Source organism: Nocardia vinacea, from assembly GCF_035920345.1.
Classification (GTDB): domain Bacteria; phylum Actinomycetota; class Actinomycetes; order Mycobacteriales; family Mycobacteriaceae; genus Nocardia; species Nocardia vinacea_A.
On record NZ_CP109149.1, the window covers coordinates 3,728,201 to 3,740,085 of the forward strand.

At 64.7% G+C, this 11,885-nt stretch carries 10 protein-coding genes; 8 read left to right on the forward strand and 2 right to left on the reverse strand.

The genetic code is table 11. The features are described 5' to 3' along the window. The first annotated feature begins 443 nt into the window (after positions 1–443). Positions 444–737, forward strand: coding sequence for a hypothetical protein (locus OIE68_RS17420; RefSeq protein WP_327100406.1), 294 nt, complete (start codon positions 444–446; stop codon positions 735–737). Between the two features lie 686 nt (positions 738–1,423). Beyond that, on the forward strand, positions 1,424–1,612 hold the full coding sequence (locus OIE68_RS47100; RefSeq protein ID WP_396957061.1) for a dihydroxy-acid dehydratase: 189 nt from the start codon (positions 1,424–1,426) through the stop codon (positions 1,610–1,612). A gap of 48 nt (positions 1,613–1,660) precedes the next feature. Here the strand turns inward: OIE68_RS47100 and OIE68_RS17430 are convergent, their stop codons facing one another. Continuing rightward, positions 1,661–2,584 (reverse strand): helix-turn-helix transcriptional regulator, encoded by a 924-nt coding sequence (locus tag OIE68_RS17430; protein ID WP_327100407.1) that lies wholly within the window; start codon positions 2,582–2,584, stop codon positions 1,661–1,663. Positions 2,585–2,701: 117 nt separating this feature from the next. Here OIE68_RS17430 and OIE68_RS17435 point away from each other — a divergent pair, with 117 nt between their 5' ends. Then, the gene (locus OIE68_RS17435) at positions 2,702–3,745 is read left to right on the forward strand and encodes an NAD(P)-dependent alcohol dehydrogenase (RefSeq protein WP_327100408.1); all 1,044 of its coding nucleotides are present in this window, start codon (positions 2,702–2,704) and stop codon (positions 3,743–3,745) included. 844 nt (positions 3,746–4,589) lie between these two features. Here the strand turns inward: OIE68_RS17435 and OIE68_RS17440 are convergent. Then, positions 4,590–5,390, reverse strand: coding sequence for an IclR family transcriptional regulator (locus tag OIE68_RS17440; protein ID WP_327100409.1), 801 nt, complete (start codon positions 5,388–5,390; stop codon positions 4,590–4,592). Positions 5,391–5,598: 208 nt separating this feature from the next. On the opposite strand from OIE68_RS17440, the gene OIE68_RS17445 reads away from it, so the two are divergent. The 5 genes from OIE68_RS17445 to OIE68_RS17465 all read left to right on the forward strand — a co-directional run bounded on the left by OIE68_RS17445 (position 5,599) and on the right by OIE68_RS17465 (position 11,547). After that, positions 5,599–6,588, forward strand: a complete 990-nt coding sequence (locus tag OIE68_RS17445) for an amidohydrolase family protein (RefSeq protein WP_327100410.1) — start codon at positions 5,599–5,601, stop codon at positions 6,586–6,588. A 14-nt stretch (positions 6,589–6,602) separates the two neighbouring features. Continuing rightward, the gene (locus tag OIE68_RS17450) at positions 6,603–8,126 is read left to right on the forward strand and encodes a bifunctional 3-(3-hydroxy-phenyl)propionate/3-hydroxycinnamic acid hydroxylase (RefSeq protein WP_327100411.1); all 1,524 of its coding nucleotides are present in this window, start codon (positions 6,603–6,605) and stop codon (positions 8,124–8,126) included. Positions 8,127–8,136: 10 nt separating this feature from the next. After that, a complete protein-coding gene (locus OIE68_RS17455; protein WP_327100412.1) occupies positions 8,137–9,477 on the forward strand; it encodes an MFS transporter in 1,341 nt (446 codons plus the stop codon). A gap of 88 nt (positions 9,478–9,565) precedes the next feature. Next, positions 9,566–10,630, forward strand: coding sequence for a maleylacetate reductase (locus OIE68_RS17460; RefSeq protein ID WP_327100413.1), 1,065 nt, complete (start codon positions 9,566–9,568; stop codon positions 10,628–10,630). 14 nt (positions 10,631–10,644) lie between these two features. Next, entirely contained in the window at positions 10,645–11,547 is a 903-nt protein-coding gene (locus OIE68_RS17465) for a dioxygenase (RefSeq protein WP_327100414.1), read from the forward strand. The last annotated feature ends 338 nt before the right edge of the window (positions 11,548–11,885 follow it).

Genomic DNA, 11,885 nt, shown 5'->3' on the forward strand with positions numbered 1-11,885 from the left:
GAAACCAACCCGGGGCATCAAATGGGTCCAGAAGGACCAGCGGTCATCCCAACCGAGTACGTCACTCGCGCTTCCGAGCAGAGGGAGCGGATCTCCATAGGTCAGGCCGTAATGCAGGTACCGGCTGTTGTATGCGCAGTTGGGCCACTCGGCGCCGATATGATTCGCAGCTAGGTTGATCATCTATACGGATCGTCGTGAGCAAGCCTGAGCAGCAATCGCTTTGGGCTTGCATCATGATCGAGGGGTGTCATATGAGCGCTGTCTGGGCAAGCGTCGTTGCTGTTGTCGGCACACTGCTCGGCTCGTTTACTACATACGGGTTTCAGCGACGAAATGCCATCAGAGCAGAGGACATTGCACGCGCTGAACGTCTTCGGCAAGAGCGGATAGCGGCCTACAGTGAGTGCGCGGGAGCGCTTGCGGACCTGAGGCGAGGTCTTGTGACTCTTTGGCTCCGAAAGTCCGACTCCGGCGATACCGCTGCGGCGTACGGAGAGGCCGACCGGCTCGGGAGTCTTGCACACGCCGCGAAGCTGCGTCTGGAGCTGGTGTCCGCGCGTCCCGAGCCACTGCTGGACGCAGCGGCGGCCCAGGTCAACGATCTGATCAAGGCCGAGAACTTGCCAGATCTCAGATCCCGGGAGCGCGCGGTGGAGGGTGCCTTGTCCGCGTTCATAGCAGACGCGGCGGCGCGACTCCTGACTGATTACCACGGCGGCGTAAGCAGGCGCTGAACGGCCGCTTACCGAGCGGTTTTCCGCCGTTCACAGCCTGCGCGAGATTCGGCCGGACGGTCAGCTTCTGAGACAACGGCTGCCCCGCCGGACGACGGACAGCCACCAACGGGGCGACGGATACAGACAAGCGGGCATGTCGACGGCTTCTGATAGTCGTATCCCGTACCAACCGTCAACAACGCCTCACAGCATGAGGACTTGACTCAAGGGACTCAAACGCCGTCTGGCCGACCATGTTTGGCGCATCATGATCGCCGACGAACAACACCACACGATCGGGGCGGGCTCCGCAGGACAGTCGAGGGCGAGTACGAAATCCTGCGCGGCCGGCTCAACCCCGCACACCAACACTTCGGATCAGTCACTTCCGGAACCCGCCACCGAACAGGCTACGACCAAACCCGCTCCAGCAGCTTGACAAACACAGAGGAACGAACCCCCGCCTGGCCAGGATCGGCTTCCCCGGTGCCCGGCAAGTTCTCGAAGTCGAGCGCACCCGAACCAGCGGCCGCAAGATCAGCGGGGCGAGATCATCGCCCAACTCGAGGTGCCGACGCTAACCGATGGCACGGTAGACACGCTTGGCGCACGTGCGCTCACCTCCGAACACACGCTCCTGCCCACTGTGCTGCAGCAGATAGCTCGCGGACGAAGGGCACAGGTGCACTGGTCACACTGCGGGGATCACTCGCACCCGAGGGCGCGGTCATCAAAGCAGCGGCGGCGTCACCACATCGCGGGGCCCTCTCGCACTCGTGTGCAACGGCGATCGCATTCGCCTCGATGTACCCAACCGCACCGTTGATCTCCTCGTCGACGATGAGGAACTCGACATACGCCGTACCCGACCTGGTGCTGCACCTCCAGCATGATCGGGGGGAGCGATGCGACCGGACGCGAAACCCAGCCCAGCCGGGGCGTCAGGGGCGGGTTGAGTTGATGGGCGCTTGGGCGGCGTCCGTGCCCCAGCTGGCCAGGAGACACAGCGCCTCCGCCGACGGCGAGCCCGGTTCCGCGTGGTAGACACACAGGTACTGCTCCGCGTCGTCCGGGAGGTACAACGTCTCGTACGCCAGGGTCAGCTCACCGACCAGAGGGTGCCGCATCCGCTTCACACCATGCCCCTTTTCCTTCACGTCATGCGTGGCCCACAGCCGCCGGAACTCCTCGCTCTTGACCGATAGTTCCCCCACCAGCGCCGACAGCTCCGGGTCGTCCGGATGCTGGCCCGCGTACAGCCGCAGATAGCTGACCATGTCGGACGCCTTGGAATCCCAGTCCAGGAACAGCCGCCGGTAGTCGGGAGAAAGAAAGGTCAGCCGCGCCCAATTGCGTTCGGCGTGCGGCAGCTGCCCCCAGTCGCCGAAGAGCGCCGCCGCCATCTGGTTCCAGGCGAGGATCTCCGACCGCGCCCCGGCCACGTACGCGGGCATCCTGTCCATCGACTCCAGCAGTTGCTGCAACGTGACCCGCACCTGCTGCTGCTTGGGTGCCCGATACTTGCGCCGCAGTTGCTTGGGCTTGGCGAGGTGGGTCAGGTGCGCGTGCTCGGCGTCGGTCAGCCGCAGGGCGCGCGCGATCGAGTCGAGCACCTCCGCCGACACATTGCGCCCGTTGCCCTGCTCCAGCCGTGTGTAGTAAGCCACCGAGACCCCGGCCAGCTGAGCCAGTTCCTCGCGACGCAGGCCCGGCACCCGCCGGTGCCGCCCTTGCCAGGGAATCCCTACGTCACCCGGCTCGAGCCGGGCCCGGCGCGTACGCAAGAACTCGCTGAGCTCGGCGCGCTGGTCCAGGCCGTCGGAGTGGGCGGCCTGAGCGTCGTCCGGGGCAGGATTGTCGCTCATGCTCTCCAGTATTCCCGGTCGTACGACTACGAGCCTGATCCTGTCAGTGGTAGGACCACTGGACGTACGCAAAGCATGGCCTAGGCGAGTGCCGGTTCGTCCAGCACGCTGGAAGCCATGACCACCACTGTTGCCGCATATGCCGCGCCCAGCGCCAAGGCTCCGCTGGAGCGCACCACCATCGAGCGCCGCACGCTCGGCGAGCACGACGTACTGATCGCCATCAAGTTCGCCGGGATCTGCCACTCCGACATTCACCAGGCCCGTGCGGGCTGGGGTGAGGCCATCTTCCCGATGGTCCCGGGGCACGAGATCGCCGGCGTCGTCGAGGCGGTCGGTTCCGGTGTGACGAAGTTCAAGGTCGGCGACCGCGTCGGCGTCGGCTGCATGGTCGACTCCTGCCGCGAATGCGAGCCCTGCCGCAACGGCCAGGAGCAGCACTGTGTGCAGGGAAATGTGCAGACCTACAACGGCATCGGCAAGGACGGCGAACCCACCTACGGCGGCTACTCACAGAAGGTCGTCGTCGCCGAGGCATTCACCGTACGCATCCCCGAGGGCCTCCCCCTCGACGTCGCGGCGCCGCTGCTGTGCGCCGGCATCACCACGTACTCCCCGCTCAAGCACTGGGGCGCCGGCCCCGGCAAGAAGGTCGCTGTGATCGGCCTGGGCGGCCTGGGACATATGGGCGTCAAGATCGCCCACGCTCTCGGCGCGGAAGTCACCGTCCTGTCGCAGTCGCTGCGCAAGAAGGACGACGGCCTGAAGCTGGGCGCCGACCACTACTACGCCACCAGCGATCCGAAAACGTTCGAGGAGCTGGCCGGTTCCTTCGACATCATCCTCTCCACGGTGTCCGCGCCGCTGAACTTCGGCGCCTACCTGAGCCTGCTGAAGACGGCCGGCGCGCTGGTGAACGTGGGCGCTCCCGAGGAACCCATCTCGCTGAACCTGTTCTCGCTGATCGGGGGCGCCAAGATCCTCGCCGGCTCCATGATCGGCGGCATCGCCGAGACCCAGGAGATGCTCGACTTCTGCGCCGAGCACGGCCTGGGCGCAGAAATCGAGCTGATCGAGGCGAGCCAGATCAACGAAGCGTACGAACGGGTCGACAACTCGGACGTGCGCTACCGCTTCGTGATCGACACGGCCACGATCTGATCGACACCTCGTTGGTCGGGGGCGCACTCACCGTGCCATCGGCCTGATCCCACGGGTAATCGAAGCCCTCCTCGGGCTCCGGCAACATCGCGCACAGAGATCGCCGGATCCCAGGAGGGCTCGCCATGTCCGCGGACGCTTGGTTACGCTTCGTCCTCCCCTGATTTCTCGTCCTTCTATGCCGCACATAGGGCGCACCGAAAGTCGGCTATGCGCTATCGGATGCCCTGGATCACTACACCCGCCGGCCCATCCGAAGAATCCGATACAAACCAGAATGCAAACCGTGGGGTTTCCGCGGGGCTGGGCCAAATAGAAACAGGTCAGGACCGGCACAATACCGGTCCTGACCTGCTATTTTGAGTGGATCTAAGGGGACTCGAACCCTCTGACCCCCACTCAGGAGTTCGAGTTATCTCATGATCACCGCTCGGTCCACCTATGGATGGTAATCGGGTCCGATCACCAATCGCCCGCCCGAACACCGCAGGTCGTCTCCGTTCCCGTGTTCGACACGCCCCGCCGGAAACACGAACCTGCGGCAACCGGACCAGAACCGTCACGCCACCTCTATTTGCCGATGACCAGAAGTTTTCGGTGTCGCAGCAGGTTGGCGTACTGGTCGATACCCCCTCTGGACACAGAGCTGTGGCATTTATGCCCCCAAAACCAGGTCAGGGCATCGCCACGACACATTATCTCCGCTGATCCCTTCCTGGTCCTGTTGGCCGCCGATCCTGATCAACGCCTGCTGGTGGTTTTCCCACCGCATGTCCTCGACGAGATGGCCGCTCGCCGCTTCTGCGAGGGGGTAGGCCGATGAGCATGCGCAGCGACGCCCACGTCAACCCAGACGATTCCGGCCATTGCCGAGATCGGCCGAGGCCGCCGACACCGCGTCGAGCAGCTCCGCGGTCAGCTCGTCGAGATGCTCGCTTGTGCTCTCGATGCCGGGAAGGACGACTGAGACCGCCAGGGGCAACGGGTCTCCGGCGGCGAATACGGGCGCCGCGACGGACACAATGCCGGGAATGACACCACCTGTCGTGACTGTGAAACCCTGTTGACGCGTGGTGTCCTGAGCGGCCAGAACGCGCTGATCGTCCCAGTCGGGCGCGGTAGACATCTCGCGATCGCACAACTCGCGCGTGAGCGAAACCGGCAGGTAGGCGAGAAAGATCTGGCCTACCGACGAGGACAGCAGCGGCAAGGTTGCGCCGACCCGCACAGTGAGCGGGAGCGGGCGCGTTCCGTACGCCCAACTCACGACGATCGGGCCTTGATCTCCCCACACCGCAACGTTCACTGAATGTCCGGTACGGTTTCGCAGCGCCTCGGCGTGGCTGCTCGTCACAGCCACTTCATTCGTCCGGCGCAGCGACTCCGCTCCGAGGCGGCGCATCGCCGGACCGAAATCGTAGAGCCCCGAAGAAGATTCCTGGGATGTCAAACCCGCACGACCGAGGCTGACGAGATAGCGGTGCACCTTGCTCGGCGCCATCTCGCTGGCTTGCGCAAGCGTCGACAAGCCCATCGGGCCACCACCTGCCGACAAGGCCTCGAGTACTCGCATCGCGATCTCGACGGACTGGATGCCGGTTCGTCCGTCCACCCGCCCCTGTTCGTCATGGTCCTCGACTGTCACATGTGCAGCATAGGCAACCCGCGATGAATTCACCATTGCGAAGTCCATTTCTCTATGTTTAACTCACCTCGCCACGTTTTGTGATCTAGGACATATCCGATGCAGAGAGTGGCCTGTATCCGTGCCCCGCCAGCAGGCGAAGTGACTACCGCACCGTCGGCGTCGGCACCCCTCGCGGCCACTGCTGCGCCACCACGAAGGAGTCGAGATGAAACTGATCGGGCTGGAAGAACACTTTGTGACACCCGAATTGGTGGGATACGGCAACTCGACGGCCTCGATCGCGCAACCCGCCGCGTGGGCCGAGGCATCCCGCCGACTCCTCGACCTCACCGAGGAGCGGATTGTCGAGATGGACGCCGCCGGTCTCGACATGCAGGTGCTTTCCCTCAACTCACCCGGCATACAAGCCGAAGCGGACGCGGGGAACGCTGTGCGTCAGACGATCACCGTCAATGACTTCCTCGCCGGCGTCATCGCGGAGCACCCAGACCGCTTCTCAGGTTTCGCCGCCCTACCGCTGCAGGATCCGGTGGCCGCGGCAGCAGAACTCGAACGTGCCGTCACGCAACTCGGCCTCAAAGGTGCACTGGTCAACGCGCATACTCAGGGCCGATACCTCGACGACCCAACGATGCGCGTGGTGTGGGAACGCGCTGAGGCGCTGGATGTCCCGCTCTACCTCCACCCGGCCAACGGTGTCGACACCTCGCATGTCTTCAGTGGCCATCCGGAACTGGTGGGACCGATGTGGAGCTGGGGTGTCGACACGGCCACGCATGTACTGCGGCTGATCTTCGGCGGCGTCTTCGATGACTTTCCGAAAGCGAAGCTGCTACTCGGCCACATGGGTGAGGGGCTGGCGTTCGTGCTGTGGCGGATGGACTCGCGCTGGAGCTTCCACGCCCACCATGGCATCGAGCTGGCCAAGGGGGTTCCGTCGGCGTATCTGAAGGACAACCTCTACATCACCACGAGCGGCGTGTGTTCGGCACCGCCTCTGCTGGCCGCGCTGCTCGCACTCGGGCCCGAGCACATCCTATTCGGTACCGATTATCCGTTCGAGTCCATCGAGACCGCGACCGATTTCCTCCGCAGCGCCCCGATCAGCGACGCGGACCGCGCCAAGATCGGGCATCTCAATGCCGAACGGCTGCTGCATCTCGACGTCGCCGCGCCCGCACCGGCACTCGTCTGAAGGGGCCGACAGCGATGACGACCAAGGCTGAATACGACGTCGCGGTGATCGGGTACGGGCCGGTCGGTATGGTCACCGCCGCACTGCTCGGACGGTCCGGACACCGGGTGGTTGTGCTCGAGCGCTACGCGACCCTTTACAACCGTCCCCGTGCCGCGATCTTCGATGACGAAACGATGCGCACGTTCGACCGGCTCGGGATTGCCAACAGCCTCGAACCGAAGATGCACCGGCAGACCAGCTACGAATGGCGCAACGGCTCCGGCGAACTGCTGATCGAGCATTCCTTCGCCGAGATCGGCAGGCAGGGTTGGGCCGAGTGGTACATGATGTATCAACCCGATCTCGAGGATGCACTCGACGCATGTGTCCGATTACTGCCGAATGTGACGGTCCGGATGAACACCCCGGTCACGGGTATCGAACAAGCTTCGGACCAGGTGGCACTCACACTGTCGAACGGTGCCGCGCCGGTCACTGCGACGTACGTCGTAGCCTGCGACGGCGGCAACAGCTTCACTCGCGAGTTCCTCGACATCGGACAAGAGGACTACGGCTTCTCCGAACCCTGGATGGTCTGCGACTTCCGCCTGACCGGTGGCGCCGCCCCACCGAAGGCACGTCAGGTGTGCGACCCGGTCCAGCCGATCTCGGTGATCGCACTCGGACATGAACATCACCGCTTCAGCTTCATGCTCGATTCGGAGGAGTCCTTCGCGACCGAATCGGATCCGGAATCCGTGTGGCGGCGAGTCGCCGCATACCTCACACCCGATCAGGCCGAACTGATTCGCGCGGCGACATACACCTTCCGGTCACTGGTGGCGCAGCGCTGGCGTATCGAGCGGGTACTGCTGGCCGGCGACGCCGCCCACCAGATGCCGCCCTTCCTCGGCCAAGGCATGTGCTCCGGTATTCGCGACGCCCAGAATATCGCCTTCAAGCTGGACGCGGTTCTCGCCGGTATCGACTCCGACATACTCGACACCTACCAGAGCGAGCGGGAGCCGCACGTGCGCGCCGTAATCGAGAAGGGCATCGAACTCGGACGGATCCAGACCGTTCGTGATCCGAAGCTCGCCGCTGAACGCGACGCCCGATTGCTCGCCCAGCGCGCCGAAATGCACGTTCCAGAGAAGCTCCGGTTCCCCGGCCTCGGCCCGGGCCTACGCACCGACACCCCCCAGGCCGGCTACTTGATGCCGCAAGGGATGGTTGCTGCCGAACAACGGAAAGGCCGTTTCGACGAGATCGTCGGAACCGGATTCGTCCTTCTTGTCGACGAACGGCACGGCAACTCGGCTCCGCCGCCGCATGCCGACCTGCGCGTGGTCACACTCGGCGTCGACATCGACGACACCGACGACGGCACCTACACCTCCTGGTTCGACGAGCACAGCTGTGCAGCGGTGCTCTGGCGACCGGACTTCTACATCTATGGCACGGCATCGACGGCCGCGGACATTTCGGCTCTGGTGAACACACTGGAGTCCGCTCTGCGGCCCGTCGAATCACTTGTGCCCACCGGAACAGCGTGAGAGAGCCACAATGAAACCTCAGACCTCCACAGGCCGCATGCTGGTTGTCGCTTGGATCGTGGCGATGCTGGAAGGGTTCGACCTGTCGGTGTACGGCGTCACCATCCCATCGTTGGTCGGTACGAAATCTCTCGGAATCGGGCCATCCGAGGCAGGGCATATCGGGTCATTGGTAGGAATCGGCATGCTGGTCGGAGCCGCCGCTGCCGGCGCGATCGTGCACCGTTTCGGCCCGCGCAGATTGCTGATCGTCAGCACGATTCTGTTCTCGGTAGGCATGCTGGTATCCACACTGGCCGTCGACGTCGCATGGTTCGGTGGGGGCCGGCTCATCGTCGGACTCGGCCTGGGTGTGGTTCTGCCAACACTCAACGCCTATGTCGCCGACCTCAGCGTGCCGGGCCGGCGCAGTAGGCACATCACGCTGATGATGAGTGGCTATGCGGCAGGTGCCATGCTCGCCCCGGTGCTGGGAGCGGCGCTCTTGCCCAGCTCGTCCTTCCGCTGGCTGTATGTCATCGGAGTGGTGCCCGCACTGATCGCGGTGCCGCTGCTGGTTGGGCTACCGGAGAGCCCACTGCACCTGCGCCGGATCGGCCGGCTCGATGCCGCCGCACCTATCGAACAGCGATTCGGGCTGTCGAGCGCGGCGCTGGCTGCGGCCGACGAGGCCACTGGTAGCAAGGTCGCAGACCCGGGCCGCTGGTTCGGACTCCGCGAACTGCTTGTCGGTGGTCGGACGTTGCCCACCTGCATGTTCTGGATGATGTCATTTTGCGGACTGTTGCTCGTGTTCGGGATCAGCGCCTGGCTGCCATCGATCATGCGGGCGGCCGGGTACTCCCTCGGCTCGGCGCTGCTGCAAACAGCGGCGATGTGGTCCGGAGTCTTCGTCGGCGTGATCATCGGGGGACACGTCGCAGACACCCTCGGCCCGAAACGCGTTGTGGTATCGGCCTTCCTCGTCGGGACGGTCAGCTTGATGCTGATGAGCCTCGGGCCGGCGACTCCACTGCTGTTCGTGCTGATGTTCATCAGCGGTTTCGGCTTCATCGGCTCACAGATCCTCGGCAACGCCTTCATCGTCACGACCTATCCCGACGACCTCCGTGGCAACGGCCTGGCCTGGGCCTTGTCGGTGGGACGGTTCGGGGCGATCGTGGGCCCGACACTCGGTGCCTTCGTATTGGAGAGAGCCAGCGCGGTGGAATGGAACTTCTACACCTTCGCCTTCGTCGGCGTAATCGGAGCTGCCGCGGCGGCAGCGGTCCCCCGCGTCGTGAACCAGCGAACCGCGGGACGCAGCCTGATCGAGGTACGCGACGCTGGACCGGCGAATTTGGCCGGCTGACCGGCGCATCGATTCACGGCCGCAGACTGGTCATCCGGCCGCCCCATGCCGCCGCTGGCCGTCGATCAACTGAAAGTTGGTTACCTACATGATCATCTCTTTCGATCACATCACTCTCGGACAGCGTGTGTTGTTCGGATCGGGACGCGCCGCCGACAACCTCGCGGCGGAAGTCGACCGTCTCGGCGCGGAACACGTCATGGTCATCGCATCGCCGTCCGAAGTCACAGTCGCGCATCAGGTCACACGCAATATCAACGTGGCCGTCCGGCACGACGACGTGGCGCCACACGTCCCGATCGCCACCGCGGACAAGGCTCGCGCCGTGGCGTCGGACAGCGGTGCGGATCTGATCGTCTGCATCGGCGGGGGATCGACGACCGGCCTCGCCAAAGCGGTCGCGATGACCACTGGGCTGCCGATCGTCGCGGTCCCCACCACCTATGCCGGATCCGAGGCCACCAACGTCTGGGGCCTGACCGAGTCCGCCCGCAAGACCACCGGGGTCGACGACACGGTCCTGCCGGTGACGGTGATCTACGACGCGACCCTGACCTTGTCGTTGCCGGTAGAGTTGTCGATCGCATCCGGGCTCAACGGCATGGCGCACTGCATCGACTCGATGTGGGCGCCGCGCACGGACCCGATCAACCGGGCCCTCGCAACCGAAGGTATTCGCGCACTCGCCGACGGTCTCCCTGTGGTGAAGAACGACCCGCAGGACCTGGCGGGGAGAGAACAGGCACTCTACGGGGCCTACCTGTCCGCAGTGGCGTTCGCATCCGCCGGATCCGGTCTGCACCACAAGATCTGCCATGTTCTCGGCGGGGCCTACAACCTGCCACACGCCCAAACCCACGCCACCGTCCTGCCGTACGTCCTCGCCTTCAACGCTCCAGCAGCGCCGGAAGCCGAGTCCCACATCGCCGCGGCATTCGGCACCACGACCGCCGGAGCTGGCCTGACTGCCCTGCGCGACACACTGGACGCGCCCCGCGCATTGAAGGACTACGGCCTGCGGGAGGAGAACATTCCCGAGGCCGTGGAGTTGATCCTGCCCGTCGTTCCAGACTCCAACCCCCGGCCGGTCACAGCCGCTGACCTCGAACAACTTCTGCGTGCCGCCCAAGCCGGCGACACGTCCGTTCTGTGAGAGGAACACCGAGCATGCACGCCACCAGCACCCACATCTCCGCTGCGCAGACTGCGGTCGAAGACCAGCTCGTCGACACCGTGGTCGCCTCGTTCGACGCCACCCCCGACGCACGGCTCAAGCAGGTGATGCAGTCACTGACCCGGCACCTGCACGCGTTCATCCGGGACGTGCGCTTGACCGAGGCCGAATGGAACACCGCGATCGAGTTCCTCACCGCCGCCGGCCATATCACCGACGACAAAAGACAGGAGTTCGTGCTCCTGTCCGATGTACTCGGTGCCTCCATGCAGACCATCGCCGTGAACAACCAGACGTACAAAGGTGCCACAGAGGCCACAGTCTTCGGGCCGTTCTTCGTCGCCGACGCCCCCGAGATTCCGCTCGGCGGGGACATCAGCGGCGGGGCCGCCGGCCAACCGTGCTGGGTCGAAGGCACTGTCACCGACACCGACGGTAACCCCGTGCCCGGTGCGCGAATCGAGGTTTGGGAGTGCGATGAAGACGGGTTCTACGACGTCCAGTACCCCGACGAGCGGATCGCCGGGCGCGCACGCCTGTACTCGGATGCCAATGGGGAGTATCGGTTCTGGGGCCTGACACCTGTCCCGTATCCCATTCCGGGCGATGGTCCGGTCGGCGCGATGCTCGCAGCGGTCGGACGCTCACCGGTACGCGTTTCACATCTGCACTTCATGGTCAACGCGGAGGGGCTACGCACCCTGGTCACACACATCTTCGTCGACGGCGACCCGCAGATCGAGGTCGGCGACAGCGTCTTCGGCGTCAAGGATTCGCTGATCACGGAGTTTGTGCAGCAGCCTCCCGGCACACCCACCCCGGACGGTCACGACCTCGGCAGCAAATCCTGGGCCCGGGCGCGCTTCGACATCGTTCTCGCACCCGCCGGGGTGTAACGCACTAAGGTAGCTCCGGCGGCCCGCAGGGCGCCGGCGTCACGGGATGGGCTGCGGCGGGGAACTCAGAAACAGGACAGCGGCTATTCGGTGGTCTGGTGCGGCGGGGACATTGTGCGCTTTGCGTACTTCGAGGGCTGGCCGGCACGGCACCGACATCGAACTCATGCGCGACAGCGGCGGCAGCATCATCAACTTCGGGTCGGCGGAAACACGAACCTGCGGCAACCGGACCAGAACCGTCACGCCACCTCTATTTGCCGATGACCAGCAGTTTTCGGTGTCGCAGTAGGTTGGCGTACTGGTCGGTACCCCCTCCGGACACAGACACTACGCAC